Genomic DNA, 19687 nt, shown 5'->3' with positions numbered 1-19687 from the left:
TTTAAATAAATTTTATGAAAATACATTCAGGAATTTTAGTTCCTCAACTGATACCTTCTGGTTAAGAAACCGATTGTTCCTAAAGTTATAGTTACTATTATTAATGACATTATATAATTTGGACTATGGATAAGTCCACCGAAATAATCTGCAAATGGTATTTTATTAATGTTTGCATATGTGATCATAAAAAATAGTATTTCGAATAGTTTCTTTCCTTTAGTAAGGATCCCTAATGTAGATGCTAACAAAACAATAAAAACAGAACCTATAATAATTAAACCAACCGATGAAAGGCTCTGCGTAATTATGAATCTAATTAATAGAGGAGAGGCTAAAAACAATATGATGGCTATTCCAGCAATTATCTGTGAAGTTAATAAACGACCTAATGGCTTATGCGAACTAAATGCAAAATAATGAACATTATGAGATATCTCTTTCGAGGATATTTCTGAAAGTCTATGTACTTGTAAAAACCATAGTATAGGTAGAATTATTGGATATGTAATTTCTACGGGAGTAATTGCGAGCAAAACCATTCCTATAAGATTGATAATCCATAACCATCTTTTTCCTTTTCGAAAAAGTAACACTAATTCAGTTTTTATCAGAGAAAATATTCCATAATCAATTTCAGATTTATATAACTTTGACAGAACGATTTCTTTACGTTCTTTTTTGTCTAATAGTTTAGGAAGCTTACTTATGATTTTAGGTCTGTCTTTTATGTTAAATCGATGAAAAAATGGAGATATCATGAGAATAAGTATAGTTGATAGTAAGATCAAGGCTATTCTACTTATTAAAAAAGATGAAGGAAAAGATATTCCATTGAATTCGAATTTCTTTGGTTTCTGAACATTTCCTAAAACATACCCTATTGATAAGCTAGTCTGCTCATCCGCTTGTAAAATACTTTTAACGCTTTCTTCCATTTGATGCATTACTATTTTGGTTCCAAAAGGATCTAATACAAATTGCGTTTCATTTGGAGAAGTAGAAAATACGGTTGCAGAAAATAAAAAAAAGAAACCTATATTTTGAATGACTGAATATTTTTTAAAAAGAACTTCGAAAACTACTGCCAATACAGCGATAAAAAACATAGCTGGAATAGGGATCAATACATATGGAACTATAAATTGAGATAGTTCAAAAGGAAACCCTTCGTTATATAAAAAGAAAAGTAATATGCTCATTATAAAAACAATAAACACAATGGTGGATAATACTAAAAAGTTACTGAATACCTTCGATAATAAATATCTAAAGTTAGATGCAGGCGTAGCGGCAGTTATTTGTCCAATTTTGGTTATTTGATCAGTTTTAATGCTACTATTAACAAGATAAAAACCAACCAATGATAAAAACACACTCGTCATAATTGCAGTTACATAACCAAACCAAGCCGAATTGTAATATCCAACATAATCAGAAATTCTTATGGTTGAGTATGAGGCATTGGGTTCTGGTACAAATGTATACGCTACTGCTAAACTAATACACAAGGTTATTAGAAAACTGTAGGTTCTGGTACGTTGTAGATAATCGAACTTTATGGTTGATAAAAATGATTTCATAATAAATGTATTAGTGAGCATTATAGACTCCGATATGTATATTGTTTAAGAAAATCAGAGCAGTGATTAGAATCATTATAAAAACAATAGATATTCCTGTCATTGCTTTTTTATTTATTGAATTTTTCATGGTTTTAATTTGTTTTAGTTAAGTATAAATATGCATCTTCTAGATTTGCTTGCTCAGGGATAGAATGTTCCTTTGGAATCTCCGAAATGTATCTAACGTTTAGCATTCCTTCTTTTCGGGAAGTACTCACCACTATTTGATTATTTTTTAAATTTGTAAGTTGTTCTTTATCTATGATAGTGCTAAAAACCTTTTGATCTACGTGCGCTATCAACTTTTCTTGATCCCCATATGAAAGCAAAGAGCCATTTTTCATTACGGCGATTTGATCTGCAATTGTATCAATATCTGATACAATATGAGAGGACAAAATCACGATACAATCCTGCGCTAAATCCGAAATAAGATTTCTAAAACGAACTCGTTCTTCTGGGTCAAGCCCAACCGTTGGTTCATCGAAAATTACAATTTTGGGATCATTAAGAAGTGCTTGTGCAATTCCTACCCGTTGTTTCATTCCTCCAGAATAACTTCCTATAGGCTTTTTTGCAGCATCTAATAGATTAAGTCCATCTAGCAACTGCTCAATTTTTGATTTGAGATTGGATCCTCCAATACCTTTCATCGCTGCTATATATTCTAAAAACTCAAACGCATTAAGGTTAGGATATACTCCAAAATCTTGAGGAAGAAAACCTAATTGTTTTCGCATATAATTAGCATCTTTTACAATGTTGTTTTTGTTTAAAATAATGACACCCTGTGTTGGTTTACTTACAGTTGCTATCATTTTAAGAAGTGTAGACTTTCCAGCTCCATTAGGTCCTAAAAGCCCCAATATCCCTTTTTCTATAGTTATGGAGAAATCTTTTAGTCCGTATTTATTTCTATTGTATTTTTTTGATATGTTTTGAATTTCGAGTATCATAGGTATCGATTTTATTTACTTAATGTTTTTTTGCTAATTGTTGTAACAAAACCATTTTGGCTAAATGATAAACTACTAGTATCATCTTCTATTTGTGTTAATACAACTCCAACCGTAGTATCATAGAGTGATTTGTCATCCTTTTGAATAAGTTCACTTTTAACCCCTTGAGCTTCTGAAACTAAATACATCTTATCATTCTCAAGAACAATCTCTAATGTTAGATTAGCTTCTTTAAGTAAATAAGTTCCGGTATATTTTTTGAAATTGTTTAGATCAATACTCTTAAAACTTTCTATAGGTTTATTATTCATATATGCTATTAGGTCTGTACTAATAGATTTTTTTGATGGGATTGATTTTGTGTTCGAAAAGATCAAGTACAAATCTTTAGTCATTGGATTATATTGGTTCCTGAATGCATAGCCAATATTGTTTCCACCGTGTCCGTAATAATTCACTCCTTCTTGGTTGGATTTAAATAAACCATAACCATAATATTGATTTCCAGATTCCATCATCATTTTTACTGTTTCTTTTTTAAGCAATTGTTCTGTTTCGAATAAGGATCGATAGAATATTTCCATATCTGTTAGTGTAGAAGCCATACTACCAGCTGCATATGCAATATTTGCAAAATAACGGTAGTCTAAATAATCAGTCACATCTTTTTCCTCATGATAAGGTGTTGCTAAATTTGGAATATTTCTATGCACATAAGGATGCGTGTTTTTCATTTCTAAAGGTGAAAGAATGCGTTCTCGCAACAAATCAAAATAACTTTGATCAGTGATTTTTTCAATAATTTTCCCTAAAAGAAAATAATTGGTATTACAATAGTCGAATTTACCAACCATCTTAGGGTTAGATTTCTCTACTTGTTTTAATAAAGCAGTATTGTACAATGAATCATTTTTTGCATAGAAAATATCTAGAATGTTTCTTCCTATTACTTCATCTAAACCGCTTTCGTGTGTTAGTAAAGATTCTATAGTTAAGGAACCATTTACATTTTGTATTGGTGTTAAATATGCACCAATGCTGTCAGTTAGCCTTAAGTTTCCTTTTTCTACTTCCTGCAATATTAGTATCGCGGTAAAAGTTTTTGTGGCACTACCAATATTAAAAACACTGCGCTCTGTTAGATTAAAATTACCAAGACGGATTGTTCTTACTTCGTTATTTTTTTTGATTAAAATTGCTACTCCTTTGTTTTGTTCTTTTAATACGGAATTATATTTTTTAGAAATAATATTTAAATCATTTGTTTGTCCATATCCCATATACTTTATAAGGATGAATACTAATAGTACTATTAATTGTCTTGTAGTTTTCATAAATCTGTTTTTTATAATTTGTTAGATCAAAACTCATTTAATTTTAGTTTAGAATAAAAAAAGAATGATGAGAGGAAGTGATGGGATGATATTAGTATAAAAATCATCTTAACACGAAAAAGAGGTCATATAGACCATAACAGATAACTTATATCATGAAAAAGTGCTATTTCAGATATCAAAACCTATTTTTGATAAGAATTTTTAATCTGATAACATGTCAAAATTAGATACTTGGGTAGATAATAAGCTCTTACAAAACATAACAATATGGTTGTTTTTGCTGCTTATTTTTATGATGGTTATTCAAGCAGAAAATAGGTTTGTTACATCTATAGGTTTTATAGCATTTATTATGCCTCCAGTATACATATGCAACTTAAAAATATTACCGTTATTTTTGAATAGTAGGAGATCATTAGGCGCAACTTTGTTCCTTCTTAATGTTTCCTTTTTTACTTTTTTAGGTGTATTTCTTTTGAGTAGTTTTTTTAATAATTTTCAATGGAAAATGCTTTTAAATGTTTTTGGGGCTGTTTTATTGGTGATTCTTTTCGGAACAGCTTTAAAACTTGCCAGAGATAGTTTTTTTCGTCGTCAAGAAGAAAGAGAAGCAGAGTTAAAACTTCTGAAAGCACAATTGAATCCACATTTTTTATTTAATACCTTGAATAATTTATATGGATTGTCTGTGGTGAAATCAGAAAAATTACCTGATTTAATGTTGAAACTTTCTGATTTACTGCGTTATAGTTTATATGAAACGAAAGAAATGTTTGTTCCTTTAGAAAAAGAAATAAAGTATCTCGAGAACTATATCTCTTTAGAGAAAATACGTTTAGAAGATAAAGCAGATATTCAATTTAACATTGAAGGTATAGTATCTAGTGCCGTTATAGCCCCCATGTTGCTAATTGTTTTTGTAGAAAATGCTTTTAAACATTTAGGAGTCTTAGGTAATATGAAGAGTAAAGTATTAGTGGATATAAAAGTAGGTGAGAGTTCACTTGTTTTTCAGTGTGTAAATACAATTGATTCTTTAGATATAAACCATAATGATCTCGAAAAGGGGAAAAGTGGTATAGGTTTACAAAATGCTAAAAAACGTTTAGATTTGATGTATCCCGAAAAACATCAATTACAAATAGTACAACAAGAAGATTCTTATCGAGTAGAACTAACTCTTAATTTTTGAATGTGTGAAAATATTACAATGTTTAATAGCGGATGATGAGCCAATAGCTCGTCAGATCATTGAGAACTATATTAAAGAAATACCTTATCTAGAAGTAGTTTCTACGTGTAAAAATGCCTTTGAAATTATGGCGTTTTTACAAGAAAATCATGTGGATTTATTATTTCTCGATATCAATATGCCCAAATTATCAGGTATCAGTTTATTAAAGACAATGCAGCAAAAACCTCAAGTCATTATTACTACCGCATATCCAGAATATGCAGTAGAAGGATTTGAATTGTCGGTAACGGATTACTTACTCAAACCTTTTTCTTTAGAAAGATTTATACAGGCTGTTATTAAGGTGCAACAAAAATCAGATGATAATAATGTCAATAACGTGGTTATCGAGAAAGAAGATACGGTTACATCTATATATGTAAAGAGCGACAAGAAGATTATAAAGTTGGATTTTGATACTATCAATTATATAGAAGCATATGGGAATTACATTAAGATATATGCGGATCAAATGATTCTAACACCAACGACACTATCAGATTTTGCAGAAAAATTATCAAACGATTTTATTAGAATACATAAATCATTTATTGTGAATTTTAATAAACTAAAATTAATCGATGGTAATCAAATGGTATTACAAAATGATAGTAAATTACCGATAAGTAAATCGTATAGAAAGACGGTACTTAGTAAAATAGATGGTGTTTAGCATGAAATTGATTGATAAACAATACTTTACTTTGGATTTATAAAAGAATGAGTTTTACTCATAAGTTAATAGTAAATATTTATTTTAGCTTTTTAAACACTTTTCAAAGTTAATGGATAAATTTTCTCTATTAGGAATCATCACTCTTGTTATTGTATTTGTTGCATTATTACTTGCTATTTTTTTGTTTACTGTTAAAACTAAAAATAAGGTAAGCAATCGATTAATGGGGGTTTATTTTGTCATATTTGCAGTTCATATTAGTGTATTCTTTTATGCAAAATATATTGAACTACCCCTGGTTATTAATATGCTTCGTGATCAAATCGCGTTTTTGTCCAGTCCATTATTATTTTTATATGTACTATCATCTGTATATTCAGATTTTAAGCTTCAACCTAAACATCTTTTACACCTGATACCTTTTGCTATTGAGATTTTAATTTATGTTCCTGGATTTTATGCTGTTAGTGAAGAGGAAAGAATAATTTTTACGGATAATTTTCATTCAAATCCAGAAGTGAAATTTTCCTCAATTTACGGTTTTGTAGTATCGATAGTATATCTTCTCTTAATATTCAGGACACTAAAAAAATATAAGTTGTTATTATTAGAAAGTTATTCTAATAATAACAACTTTAATTATAAATGGTTATATCAATTAACATTACTACTATCATTTATTTTTATTTTTTCGTCTGCTAAACAAATTTATAAATATGTTGGTGATGATATAGAAGTTTTGAATATGATGAGAATCATATTAACATTACTTTTATTAGGGTTTTTATCTTGGATTGTACTAAAGAGTATGTATTATCCAGAGTTGTTTAGGAGCATTGACACCAAACATTTGTTAGTAAAAAAATTGATTGAAACTAGCCCAAATAAGCAAACTTCAGATGATAAGTTTGTTATACAAATAGAGAAACTCCAAAAATATATGGAAACAGAAGAACCCTATCTAGATTCTTCATTGACCATACACAAACTGGCAAACCAGCTCAATCTTCCATTTAAGGATATTTCTATTTTGATTAATCATCATATAGGAAAACATTTTTTCGATTTCATTAATGAATATCGAATAAAAAAAGCAATAGCCCTACTAGAAAATCCACTTAATGAGAAGTTAACTATTCTTGAAATCTTGTATGATGTCGGTTTTAATTCTAAATCTCCTTTTAATACTGCTTTTAAAAAACATACAGGTTTTACACCTACGCAGTATCGTAAAAACATCTTATAATCAATTGGTTACAATAAAGTAGTACGTCTTTGTAAAAAGTAATACCAATTTCTAGTAAAAAAAATAGTACTACTTTCTTTAGTTGTACGCATACTCGGAGCTTTCCTTTCATTTTTGTTTTGAATTAAATTTTAAAACAAACAACAAAATGAAAAATTGTATTCTATTCATCTTCTTACTATCATCTTTTTTAGGTATTGCACAATTACAACTCACTGGTACTGTAACCAATTATTCAGAACCTGTAGCATTTGCAAATGTTTTTTTGACCAATCAGAATGATGAAATGGTAATCAATAGCGGAGGTATTACAGATGAAAATGGTTTCTTCTCTATAGATACTAAAAAAGGGGTATATAGAATTACTATAAGTTTTATTGGTTTTCAAGATTGGAAAAAGGAACTTTTGATAGAAAAGAACCTTGATTTAGGAGCTATCATACTTAAAGAAGACACAGAAAACTTAGATGAAGTTGTTATAACATCACAGAAAAAGTTAATTGAACAAAAAACAGATAGGCTAGTATTTAATGTAGAAAATAGTATTGCCGCTGCTGGAGGTAACGCAGTGGATGCGCTTAGAGTTGCTCCTGGTATTAGAATACAAAATAACAATATCAGCATGATTGGCGGTGAGTCATCGCGGATCATGATTGATGGTAGATTATTACAATTAACTGGAGAAGATCTAATTAGTTTTCTAGATTCTATGGCCTCGGATGATATCAAAAAAATTGAGATCATTACCAATCCACCCGCTAAGTATGAAGTCGTTGGGAATGGAGGTATTATTAATATTATTTATAAAAAAGGTAGAAGAAATTCTTGGAAGAATACTTCTGGCTTAACTTATAATCAAAATACATTTAGTTTCACAACTTTGCGAAATAGTTTTTTCTATAACAAGAATAAAATTAGATTAATACTTTCTGCTAATGGAAGTAAAGGAAATATCCGAAATCAAGAAAACAGTACTATTTCATTTCCGAATAGTACTTGGGAAATCGATACCGAATCAAAAGATGAAAAGAATAATTATTCAGGCCGTTTTTCATTAGAATATGATATTTCAGAAAAAATAAAAATAGGAGGGCAGTACCTAGGTAATTATAATCAACCTGATTCTAAGGGTAACGGTATTACAAACATTTCGAATAATCAGAATTCCGTAGATTCCTTGTTGATAAATGATAATAATAGAAGCGATAGAGTAACTAGTCATGTTCTGAATGCCCATGTAATAACACTACTCGATACTATAGGAAGAAAAGTTTCTGTTGATTTTGATTATTTTCGATATAATAATTCTTTGGAAAATGATTACATAGTAAATACATTTTCTGCTAACAATGAATTTATTGGTATTAATCAAGCTGCACAGAATTTCTCTAATCAGAATATAGAGAATTACAGTGCAAAAGTAGATATTGAACATCCTATGACGTTTGCGAATCTTTCTTATGGTGCCAAATTAAGTTTTATTACTACACTAAATGATTTAGAAAACTTTAATACGATTACTGGATCTCCAGTTTTTGACACGAATCTATCCAATCAATTTGAGTATAAAGAGAATGTACAAGCCTTGTATATAAATGGCTCAAAAAAATTAAATAGCAAATGGAACTTTAAAGCAGGATTAAGACTAGAGAATACAGAAACCAATGGATATTCTATTACTTTAAACCAGAGAAATGAAAATAATTATCTAAAAGTATTTCCAACATTTTACACATCATATCAGAAGAATGATGATCATAATTTTTCCTTTAATTATGGAAAAGGGATAAATCGACCAAGTTTTAGGGATTTAAATCCTTTTAGGAGCTTTATTAATAGTAATGCATACTCAGAAGGAAACCCTTTTATACAGCCATCATTTACAGATCGTTTTACATTGGCGCATAATTACAAAGGAAAATTAATTACTAACCTATATTATAGTCGAACTACCGATGGTTTTGGTACGCTATTTTCTGCTGATGCTGAAAATGAAATTCAAACAATTATCAGACGAAATTATTATACTACTGCCTTTTTTAAAATAAGCGAAACATATACTTTTGATAGCTTATCTTGGTGGAAAAGTCAAAACTATTTCTCGTTTTCACTTCAGAATACAGAACTGGATGATGATCTTAATTCAAGTCCTCAAAATGGAAATCAATTTTATTTCTCTACAAGTAACACCTTTGTATTAGGTAAAACCACAAAATTACAAACAGATTTTTGGTATGCTTCCAAGACGAAATCATTACTGTATAATGTTGACAACATGTACAATGTTACTATTGGATTAAAACAGAGTTTTTTAGATAATAACTTACAAGTATCGTTAGTGTTTAATGATATATTTGATACAGCAAGCTTACGTAATTTATCATCAGAGATAAATGGTGTGAAAACTATATATGGCCAAAATTATAGTAGTAGAAATGTACGCTTTTCATTAAGCTATAGTTTTGGAAATAAGAAAGTTAATGTTAAAAACAGAGGCTTTGGTAGTGATGATGAGCGAAATAGAGCGAATTGATTTATCGTATCTTAGATAATATTTATCATATAAGACCTTACAATGTTTTAAAAGCTGTGACGTGGAAGTGTAATCTCAGAGATATAGATCCCTAATTAAAATAAAGGAAGCCTTTCATTTTTGAAAAGCTTCCTTTATCCAAAGAATTTCTTATATGAAGTGATTACTTTTGAATACTTATTTTACTGAAATATGTTTTTTTATTGTCTAGGATTTTTATAATGTAAACATCAGTATTCAAGTGTTTTAAATCCAAAGTGGTTGATTCATCTTTAACACTTTCTGAATGTATTCGTAAACCAGCTAGGCTATAAACTTCTACCTGAGCTGTACCTATACCTGAAACAGTTATATTCAGTAAATCAGCATTGTTTAACGGATTAGGATATACCATAGGATCTTCATTCTTTACGATATCAGGAGATCTATTATTTCCTTGAAAACGGTCTCTACTGGCTAACCATTCCATATCCCAATGTACACCTCTTAATAAACACCCTTCTACGCCCATATCAACCCTACCTGGACATAATGGTTCATCATTCGAGTCATTTATAGGTCCATTTCCACATTGAACGTCATTGTATATATTATCTCCATTATTTCTTGATCTAAATAATGGATGCTTTTCTAATTCATCACAGATATCAACTACACTATATTGAGTTCCATTAACGATTACTTTTTTGCTTCCTAAATTGTGATCAAAATTAGTACTACACCAGCAAAATCCATTAGCTTCATAACTATCGTGCCATGAAACTCCTCCAGGGTTTAAAGGAATATCTCCACAATCCTGAATTAAAATGAGGTGTGCTACATTGTAGTCACAATCTCCACCTGCATACCTAGCAGCAACTTGATATTCTGCATTACTTAAACCAGTAAAACTATAAGAACCAGCGTTGTCATTAACGGTAATAGGGTATGAGTTTCCTCCATCAATACTTAACTGAATCTGTGTATATACATCCGAATCTTCGAAATTAACTGTGATTTGACCATTATTATTACTACAACCAGGATTAGTTTGTGTAATTGAAAGCCCTCCAAAGAAATCCGAGCAATCTTCACCAATAGTTGTGCAAGCCAATGCAGAGACATTAGGCCCTGTCACTTGTATATAATCAATATTACCAAGTCCTGAGTTATTAGTAGCTTCTAGGCGGATGTCTTTTACTCCGTCAGAAAGATCTACCGTTACCGATTCTGTTTCCCAACTAGTCCAACTTCCTGTAGAATTGAAACTAATACTACTTGCTACAGTAGATCCATCAACAACTAATTTTGCGGACCTGTTACTTGTACTAGCATATCTCCAAGTAAAGGTATATGATCCAGCTGATCCATTTAGTTTCCAATCTATCCCATTACCAAGTACATTAGCGGTATTCAAAAATCCAGATCCAGTATGTCCAGTATGATTACTGTCAACAGTACCTTCAGCAGAGCAGAATCCAGTTTCATCTTCTTGAATAGTGATTGTATTATTTGTAACTGCATAATAAGTAGGTATGTTCTGTTTTGAAATACCGGGTCCCTCATATGCTACAGTCAATACATTTCCACCAGTTTTTTCAAAAAATTGAACTTCTATTTTGTGATATCCAGCTTCTAAACAAACTATTCCTGATGCTTCCCGTGCACCGTGTAACCCATCATTGTCTACTACTTTATTTCCATCAATCCAAAGAGAGGAACCATCATCAGAAGTTGTATAAAAAGTATGATTACCATCATTTGGGATATTTACATAACCGTTAAAGGTTAATCCAAAATTATCACCATTAGAAACATTACTTAGATCAATGGTAGAACCCACTCCAGTAGATACTGGTGTAAGTGAATTAAAATTAGGAAGTGAATTCCAACTACCTTCATAATACATATAACTAATACCAGGAGTTAGATTAGAAGGTGGTATAATAGCTACCAATGGTGAATTACAAATATTTGTAGTCGTTTCTTTTGAAAACTTAAACCAATCAACATCAAATAAATACCCATTTCCGCCAGTAAATACAAAATAAATATCTTGTTTATCATTTATTTCTGATATACTTGCTGTTAGAGTTTCCCAGGAAGTAAAAGATCCAGTATTAGTAACTTCTACTGTTCCTAATAAAGTTCCGGAAACACTTCCTTGTCTTATTTCAATAATTCCTCCTGAAGTACCACTTGATGCAGATATTTCTATTGAATTTACTCCGGAACCAAAATCAACATTTTCGTATTTTACCCAATCTCCGTTATTTACCCATCCTACAAAAGAATTAGTATTTCCTGTCTGTATACCCGATTGCTCACAAAAATCTTCTGCTTCTATTTGCGAAAATGCATTGTAGCTGTCACAAGTTTCTACAGTATCTTCACAGGTTTTACTTGAATCACTTATATTGCTTGACTGAGAAACTGTACTGGTAACGTCATAATCATCTCCATTACCATAAGAATTACAATTTAAAATTTTTCCAGTAGCTCCAGATTTAGCATAAATACCATCTTTTGCATTATTTGCTACACAGTTATTTTTCCAATCGATATCTCTTGTAGTAAAGTTTTCACTATTTGCGCCTAATCCAAAATCTCCATTACCGGTGATAATACAATCATGTACCAAATATCCTTCGGTATCTGCAGCACGTACTCCTCTAAAATAGTTTCCCGACATTTCACAATCATAAATTTCTATATCTTCACTATAAGAAATATTGATTCCATTGGCAGATGTGGAATTATTAAATGTAGAGTTTCTAACAACAGCACCATAACATCTCCTTAGGTACATATTATGAGCAAAACCTTCTTTACCCGCTGTTCCGTTTTCACTAAAATCACAATTCTCTACTAAAACATTTTTAACACCTTTAATATGCACGCCCCATCCTGTATTGTAACAACGAACACTTGATATTTTTACCGTATCGTGATCTTCGCCATAGGAGATAATTTCTATTCCTCCACCGTCAGATGCATTGGTACCACTTAAAGTTAGATTCTGAATGGTAATGTTTTTTAAACCATAACCAGATTGAACAATCATCTTTATATTTTTAGTAGTCTTAATAGTAGTGGCGTATGTACCTGAACCTTGTAGTGTTGTGTTACTAGATATTTTAAGAGATGAAGTAATCGTAAATGTACCAGAAGCAAGTGTAACAGTACCTCCTCCGCTAGAGCCTACATCATCGAGTGCATCCTGAATGTTCCCTCCTAAGGGTACTGTTATATCAGCAGCACTTAACGAGAGGCTTATTAAAAGGATAAAAACCTTTATCATATTAATAAAATAGTTTGTTTTGACCATAATTAAATCATATTAATTAGTAGACATATCTCAACCTTCACGTTAATAGGAATATTTATGTCAATTTTGTTAAACAGAATATATTTTTGATTTTTCAAAACGTGATTGTATAAAATTAGGTTTGAAAATTAAATTGGTCAACCAATTTTATAAAAGTAAAAATAATGTACAATTTTAAAGGATCGTTTAATCTTTAGAATGCGTAGAGAATCATATAGAATTCGTCCGTTTTATTTTATAATATTGAGAATCAAAATAAAATTTATTCTTTTTTAAATTGGATTAATTACTAATTCTTATAGAATACTATTATTTTTAAATCTTAATATTCAATTCTATATAAAATTTGAATATTCATTTTATCATTTAATCATACAATAACATATGAAAACTAACATCATCAATCTACTTCTTATCGTACCGGCTCTCTTTATAGGCTGTAATACAACAAAAGAAGAAAAATCCGAATTAAGACCTCATCAATCATTAGACGCTCCAGTTGCTAAGAAAATCGCAGAAGAGTTAAAAGCGCACGAAGATACACGTATCGATAACTACTTCTGGATGCGTTTAAGTGACGAACAGAAAAATGCACAAACTCCAGATGCACAAACTCAGGATGTATTAGATTATCTAAACGCAGAAAATGATTATAAAGATGCTGCAATGAAGCATACCGATAGTCTACAGAAAACATTATTTGATGAAATTGTAGGACGTATAAAGAAAGATGATTCATCGGTTCCTTATAACGATAATGGATATTCTTATTATACAAGATTTGAAAAAGGAATGGACTATGCATTATATTGTCGTAAAAAACTAGAAGAAAATGCAAAGGAAGAGATTATGCTTAATGGTCCGGAAATGGCTAAAGGTCTTGCATATTTTGCACTAGGTAGTAGATCCGTAAGTCCTGATAACAAAATATTAGCTCATGGAATTGATACAGTATCTAGACGTCGATATACTATTCATTTTAAAGACTTAACGACTAATGAAATACTTTCTGACAAATTAGTAAACACTACAGGAAGTGTAGCGTGGGCAAATAATAATAAAACGGTATTTTATACTTCTAAAGATTCTATAACGCTTAGAGCTAATAAAATTTACAAACATGTGTTAGGAACGGATCAGTCAGAAGATGTATTGATTTTTAATGAAGAGGATGATACATTTAGTACATTTGTTTATAAATCAAGATCCGATAAGTATATCATTAGCGGTAGTTATCAAACACTATCTACAGAATACAGGTACCTAGATGCAGACACTCCTAATGGTGAATGGCAAGTAATACATCCTAGAGAAAGAGACTTAGAATATGATGTAGCTCATTTTGGAGATCATTTTTATATCAAAACAAATCTGGATGCTAAAAACTTTAAGTTAGTAAAAACACCAATTACTGCAACGACCAAGGAAAACTGGGTCGATGTTATACCGCATAGAGATGATATTTTGTTACAAGATTTTACGGCCTTTAAAAATCATTTAGTACTTAGCGAAAGAAAAGATGGTCTAAGTACAATTCGAGTAAAAAAATGGAATGATGAAGACGATCATTATATTTCATTTAATGATCCTGCTTATCTTACCTATCCTACAACTAATCTTGATTTTGATACAAATATCTTACGTTATAGCTATACATCCTTAACAACTCCGAATAGTGTTATTGATTACAACATGAATACTAAGGATCAAACGGTTTTAAAAGAACAAGAAGTACTAGATGCTAATTTTTCTAAAGACAATTATGTATCAGAGCGTTTGTATGCCACAGCAAGAGATGGAGTAAAAGTGCCTATATCTTTAGTATATAAAAAAGGAACACAGAAAAATGCAAATACACCGTTGCTATTATATTCCTATGGTTCCTATGGAAGTAGTACCGAACCGTATTTTAGTTCTACACGATTGAGTTTATTAGATCGTGGTTTTGTATTCGCAATGGCTCATATTCGAGGAGGACAGGAAATGGGGAGACATTGGTATGAAGATGGAAAACTTCTGAAAAAGAAAAATACATTTACTGATTTCATTGATGTTGGTGACTTTTTGGTAAAAGAAGGATACACCAGTTCTGATCACCTGTATGCTATGGGAGGTAGTGCCGGAGGATTATTAATGGGAGCTGTGCTAAATATGAAACCAGAGCTTTGGAATGGAGTAGTAGCCGCTGTGCCATTTGTAGATGTTGTATCTACTATGATGGATGAAACAATTCCTCTAACGACTTTCGAGTTTGATGAGTGGGGTAATCCTAAAAATAAAGAATATTATGACTACATGAAATCGTATTCTCCTTATGATAATGTAGAAGCAAAAGAATATCCTAATATATTGATTACTACGGGTTATTGGGATAGTCAAGTTCAGTATTGGGAACCAGCGAAATGGATTGCCAAATTAAGAGAACTAAAAATAGATGATAATCTTTTAATCATGGATTGTGATATGGAAACTGGACATGGTGGAGCATCAGGACGTTTTGAACGCTATAAAAGTACAGCCCTTGAGTATGCTTTTATGCTTGATTTAGAGGGAATCACAAAATAAATTATTTTGAAGTATATACTAAAACCAGTAAAAAGAAGTTTTACTGGTTTTTTTATCTCTAATTAGGTTTAGTAAAACACTAATCAATAATACTCTTTTCATTATTATGTATGAATTTTGGAATGCGTAAGTAAAACGTTTATGAAAGTATTAATTACTGTAATTTTATTTGTTATCACATTTTCTCATAGTCACGGCCAAAGTATTATGGAAGATTCTGGAGGAAGTTTATCCAAAAGATGGAGAATACAAAGTAGCGATAGTATAAAACGATTTAAAATTGAACCCTATAAGCCCGTTTATTTTTTATTAGCCAATTATACAACAGATATAAATAATTTTCCAACTAGTGCTAACCCTCTTAATTCAGTAGAAGAATCTTCTGATTTTTCTGATACTGAATTAAAATTTCAATTAAGTTTCAAAACTAGAGCTTTTAGAAATTTATTTGGAAAAAAGATAGGAGGTGATCTTTGGATAGGGTATACGCAATCTTCACGCTGGCAATTGTATAGTGCTAATATTTCTAGACCATTTAGAGAAACTAATTACGAACCGGAAATAATGTTGGTTGTTCCTACTCCCTATAAAATTTTAGGATTAAATGGAGTATTAGCAGGTATTGGTATAAATCATCAGAGTAATGGAAGATCAAATCCATTATCAAGAAGTTGGAATCGAATTGTCTTACAGTTTGGATGGGAAAACCCTTCTTGGAGTTTTATGTTAAGGCCTTGGTGGCGATTGACAGAGGATGCTATAGAAGATAACAATCCTGGTATAGAAAACTATGTGGGCAGAACAGAATTTTTAGCAGCTTTTTCTAAAGGCAAACATGATATAAGTATACTAGGAAGACACTCATTAAGAGGTGGAGATAATAATAGAGGTAGTATACGACTAGATTATGCAATTGAGATTTTAGGTCAACTACAGATTCACGCACAAATATTTCATGGGTATGGAGAAAGTTTAATAGATTATAATCATAATCAAACAACTTTTGGAATTGGTTTGTCTCTTCTACAATGGAGGTAGCTTACATTCTATTGTTTTGAAAACTTTAGTGTTTATACTATATAAAAAGGCTGCCGATCATAGTGACGACAGCCTTTTCTAATACTTATTGGCTAATAAATATTTATAGTTACTTCTTTACTATAAATCGTTTTGTAATTGCTAATCCATTAGAATTAGTAAATCTAACAAAATACAAGCCATCAGCGAATTGAGAAATATCAACTCCAAAAGAAGATGTTTTTGGATTTATCTTTTTTACAATAGTCCCATTTGAAGAAATCATAATAATCTCATCGAATGTCCCTTCATTAATTTCAATATTTAATGTTGAAGTTGCAGGAATAGGATATAATTGGATACTCTTATTAGCTATTCTTGTGAAGGATACTACTTCTGCAGTTTCATTTGTATCTTCTGCATTTGCAGGAGTAGTACTTCTTGCATTATCACCACGAATAATTATTTGATCAAAATATACCTGATCATTATTTACACTAGCATCGCAACGTATACGAAATCTATTACTTGCATTAAAATTATAAGTTCCGGCATCTAATACAATAGTATCGGTAAAGAAAGAACCATTATTAAAATCTGTACCTGTTACATATTGCCCAATCACTTCATAAGAAGAACCGTTAAAGAATTCAATAAAGTAATCTTCACCATTTTCCATAGCATTCGCAAAGGTGTGGAATTCGATAGATACTTCGGTATTTCCGGTTAAATCAAGTATTGGAGACACTGCATTAGATGAAGCACTATTATCACGAAGTCTAATCGAAAAATCTCCTTCAAATGCACGTGCACTATTATTGATGCGTGCGCAATCACTTCCTCCATCTATCCAGCCTTCAAATCCAGTTTCAAAATAATATGCTGCAATTTCGCCAGATGTTCCGCCACCTCCATTGGTACCTAAATTAATAGTGTAATCTTCTACTTCACCATAGGTAAAAGTTTCACAAGAAGTTGGAATTGCATTATATTTCATAGAGATTCTCATTCTCACTGAAGTTTCGGAAGTTCCTGTTGGAACTGTAAATGATCCACTACTAGGAGTATCCGTAGATGGTGATTTTGACCAAACAAGTTCTCCTGCATCATCAAAATCTCCATTATTGTTATAATCAATCCAAACTGCATATCCCTCAGCATAAACAGTACCGGTCCAAGTAGGAGTAACGGTAACTGTATATGTTTGGCCTTCATTTAAATCAGTAGAAATTCCAGTAAAATCAGAATAAAATTGAGCTCCAGAACCATTATTAATTGTATTCAATTGAACATTACTAATAAATTCATCATTTACATTAGTACTTGCAGAATCACAATAAACCGCAGTACTTCCGTCTATCGTGGTAAATGAGGTAGTGGCACTTCCAGAAACATTTCCAGCAGCGTCTTCTGCAGTTACCGAAGCAGTATATGAGGTTAAAGGAGAAAGCCCTGTAACACTAAAGTTAGCAGTTGTAGAGGTTCCTACAACAGTACCACCTATAGAAATCGTATATCTAGCTACTCCTACATTATCCGTAGAAGCAGTCCAATTAAGAGTAGCTCCATTAGATGTAATGTTACTAGCTACTAAATTAGTAGGGTCAGAAGGTGCTTCTGTATCAGGAACACCTGCTTCGATTTGGAATTTACCAACAACACCTCTTCTGCCGCCATTTACATATTCATTGATAAACCAAAACGAAGAATCATCTGTTGGATCTACATCAATTTTACTATAATCTCCATATCGTGTACCTGGAATATTACCAGTTCCATTTGCGATAAGTTCTTCTGCTGTCGTCATTGTTCCTAAAGGATCAGAACTTAATCTACCTGTAAAATAAGAACTTACTCTTACTGTTGAAGGAGTAGTAGGACCAGACATAGAAGTATATCCCATTCCAATATTTCCTTGACCATCCATTGCTAAACTTGCGTGCCAAGCATGTCTTCCATCCGGAGCAGTGTAAGTACCTTCTTGATATAAAGACCAAGGTTGATTATCTCCATTTTGTCTAAATTCATACCATCGTATCGCTGCCAATTCCCCAGAACTAGCATCTGCATCTACTACAAAATTAAATACTGCAGAATTATGAGTAGCGAATTTTCTAAATTGTGCTTGGTTCATAATTGTTGCTTGTAAAGCATCAATAGATGTACCTCCTCCTGGTTGAGACAAATTAACAAAGCTTCCTCCATCAAAAACACTAATAAAAGGTGTTGTAACAATTTCTTGTGGATTAGAAACTGTAGAGCTCCCTGGATTATTCCAGTTTACATCTGCTGTCCATACCTTAATATGATCTACTGACACACCATTCCAGGCATTATCCTGCAGATAAACAATAGTTGCACCTCCAGCAGCTGGTAAATTACCATCCGTTACATTTAAAGCTTGGGGACTAAAAAAGCCGCTAGTCACAATTCCTGGAAGGTTAAAACCAAGAATTTGAGCATTTGGATCTCCTGCTAACATAGCATCTCTTTCTAAAGCCCATAGTTTATTTGTTCCACCTGTATTTTCAGTAATATAATATCCATCACTCCAAACAGATAATTTTTGATAATCCTGTATTCCAGAGATGTTATAAACATACCATCCAGAAGTTACTGGATTTGGTCCATCAGAAACTGCTACCTGAGCACCAGATCCTAAAAATGATAATACCCATCTATCTGCAGCATTATCATATGACGCAGTAAGATCACAGCAACCACCTGAAGGAAAAATGGCAGGATTAGGAGATGTTTGTCCTACTAATTGATTACCAGATTTATCATAAATCATAAATCCAGTATTATATACAACTACTACATGATTAGGACCTACTGCAATGGAAGGATCTGTAGGTTGAGAATTTGAAGTATACGTATCAAAAACTAAACTAGCAGGAGCCCTTTGAATACTTTGCTCCATTACGTTTTTATTTCTAAAAAAATAATCGTTTTCAGTTTGCGGGTCTTTACCAGTGGTAATTTGATTTCCTAACGATCTTTTATCTTTTGCTTCTCTAACCGAATTATCTGGAGGAATAAGATCATTAGGTCTCGATGCAATTGAGGAAACATATTCTACAGAAGATACTTTTCCATGATAAAAAGCTTTTGTTCCAGTTTGTTGTGCTTGAGTCATAAAGCAGACCATAACAAACGCCGTGAGTACTACGAGTTTTAATTTCATT

At 31.5% G+C, this 19687-nt stretch carries 10 protein-coding genes and 2 pseudogenes; 7 read left to right on the top strand and 5 right to left on the bottom strand.

Annotated elements, in window-relative coordinates; translation table 11 throughout:
* Positions 1-35: 35 nt before the first annotated feature.
* The 3 genes from D1818_RS02495 to D1818_RS02485 all read right to left on the bottom strand — a co-directional run bounded on the left by D1818_RS02495 (position 36) and on the right by D1818_RS02485 (position 3918).
* Positions 36-1583: a hypothetical protein gene (locus D1818_RS02495; protein ID WP_118463449.1), complete on the bottom strand. Its 1548-nt coding sequence runs from the start codon at positions 1581-1583 to the stop codon at positions 36-38.
* A gap of 134 nt (positions 1584-1717) precedes the next feature.
* Positions 1718-2581 (bottom strand): ABC transporter ATP-binding protein, encoded by an 864-nt coding sequence (locus D1818_RS02490; RefSeq protein ID WP_118456073.1) that lies wholly within the window; start codon positions 2579-2581, stop codon positions 1718-1720.
* A gap of 11 nt (positions 2582-2592) precedes the next feature.
* Positions 2593-3918, bottom strand: coding sequence for a serine hydrolase (locus D1818_RS02485; RefSeq protein ID WP_118456071.1), 1326 nt, complete (start codon positions 3916-3918; stop codon positions 2593-2595).
* 217 nt (positions 3919-4135) lie between these two features.
* Here D1818_RS02485 and D1818_RS02480 point away from each other — a divergent pair, with 217 nt between their 5' ends.
* The 4 genes from D1818_RS02480 to D1818_RS02465 all read left to right on the top strand — a co-directional run bounded on the left by D1818_RS02480 (position 4136) and on the right by D1818_RS02465 (position 9610).
* A complete protein-coding gene (locus tag D1818_RS02480; protein WP_118456069.1) occupies positions 4136-5113 on the top strand; it encodes a sensor histidine kinase in 978 nt (325 codons plus the stop codon).
* A gap of 4 nt (positions 5114-5117) precedes the next feature.
* A complete protein-coding gene (locus tag D1818_RS02475; protein ID WP_118456066.1) occupies positions 5118-5828 on the top strand; it encodes a LytTR family DNA-binding domain-containing protein in 711 nt (236 codons plus the stop codon).
* Positions 5829-5940: 112 nt separating this feature from the next.
* On the top strand, positions 5941-7077 hold the full coding sequence (locus D1818_RS02470) for an AraC family transcriptional regulator (RefSeq protein ID WP_118456064.1): 1137 nt from the start codon (positions 5941-5943) through the stop codon (positions 7075-7077).
* Positions 7078-7225: 148 nt separating this feature from the next.
* Positions 7226-9610 carry a TonB-dependent receptor domain-containing protein gene (locus D1818_RS02465; RefSeq protein WP_118456062.1) on the top strand — a complete coding sequence of 795 codons (2385 nt, stop codon included), beginning with the start codon at positions 7226-7228 and terminating at the stop codon, positions 9608-9610.
* A 163-nt stretch (positions 9611-9773) separates the two neighbouring features.
* Here the strand turns inward: D1818_RS02465 and D1818_RS02460 are convergent, their stop codons facing one another.
* Positions 9774-12890 carry a carbohydrate-binding protein gene (locus D1818_RS02460; protein WP_158597052.1) on the bottom strand — a complete coding sequence of 1039 codons (3117 nt, stop codon included), beginning with the start codon at positions 12888-12890 and terminating at the stop codon, positions 9774-9776.
* Positions 12891-13301: 411 nt separating this feature from the next.
* Between D1818_RS02460 and D1818_RS25880 the strand changes: the two are divergent.
* The 3 genes and pseudogenes from D1818_RS25880 to D1818_RS02450 form a co-directional block, all read left to right on the top strand.
* Positions 13302-14633, top strand: a pseudogene (locus D1818_RS25880) (oligopeptidase B); the annotation flags it as partial.
* A gap of 201 nt (positions 14634-14834) precedes the next feature.
* Positions 14835-15482 (top strand): annotated as a pseudogene (locus D1818_RS25875) (prolyl oligopeptidase family serine peptidase); the annotation flags it as partial.
* A gap of 141 nt (positions 15483-15623) precedes the next feature.
* Positions 15624-16520 (top strand): phospholipase A, encoded by an 897-nt coding sequence (locus tag D1818_RS02450; protein ID WP_118456055.1) that lies wholly within the window; start codon positions 15624-15626, stop codon positions 16518-16520.
* A 109-nt stretch (positions 16521-16629) separates the two neighbouring features.
* On the opposite strand, the gene D1818_RS02445 is transcribed toward D1818_RS02450, so the two are convergent.
* On the bottom strand, positions 16630-19686 hold the full coding sequence (locus D1818_RS02445) for a GEVED domain-containing protein (protein ID WP_118456053.1): 3057 nt from the start codon (positions 19684-19686) through the stop codon (positions 16630-16632).
* Position 19687: the final 1 nt, after the last annotated feature.

The sequence above is a fragment of the Aquimarina sp. BL5 genome (assembly GCF_003443675.1).
GTDB lineage: Bacteria > Bacteroidota > Bacteroidia > Flavobacteriales > Flavobacteriaceae > Aquimarina.
The sequence above is the reverse complement of the archived record's forward strand: the minus strand, read 5'-3'. Positions and strand labels throughout refer to the sequence as shown.

Excerpts from the sequence above, each read along its gene's own strand:
- D1818_RS02460 (WP_158597052.1), bottom strand. The coding sequence starts at position 12,890 with ATGATAAAGGTTTTTATCCTTTTAATAAGCCTCTCGTTAAGTGCTGCT.
- D1818_RS02450 (WP_118456055.1), top strand. The coding sequence starts at position 15,624 with ATGAAAGTATTAATTACTGTAATTTTATTTGTTATCACATTTTCTCAT.
- D1818_RS02445 (WP_118456053.1), bottom strand. The coding sequence starts at position 19,686 with ATGAAATTAAAACTCGTAGTACTCACGGCGTTTGTTATGGTCTGCTTT.
- D1818_RS02465 (WP_118456062.1), top strand. The coding sequence starts at position 7,226 with ATGAAAAATTGTATTCTATTCATCTTCTTACTATCATCTTTTTTAGGT.
- D1818_RS02480 (WP_118456069.1), top strand. The coding sequence starts at position 4,136 with ATGTCAAAATTAGATACTTGGGTAGATAATAAGCTCTTACAAAACATA.
- D1818_RS02470 (WP_118456064.1), top strand. The coding sequence starts at position 5,941 with ATGGATAAATTTTCTCTATTAGGAATCATCACTCTTGTTATTGTATTT.
- D1818_RS02485 (WP_118456071.1), bottom strand. The coding sequence starts at position 3,918 with ATGAAAACTACAAGACAATTAATAGTACTATTAGTATTCATCCTTATA.
- D1818_RS02490 (WP_118456073.1), bottom strand. The coding sequence starts at position 2,581 with ATGATACTCGAAATTCAAAACATATCAAAAAAATACAATAGAAATAAA.
- D1818_RS02495 (WP_118463449.1), bottom strand. The coding sequence starts at position 1,583 with ATGAAATCATTTTTATCAACCATAAAGTTCGATTATCTACAACGTACC.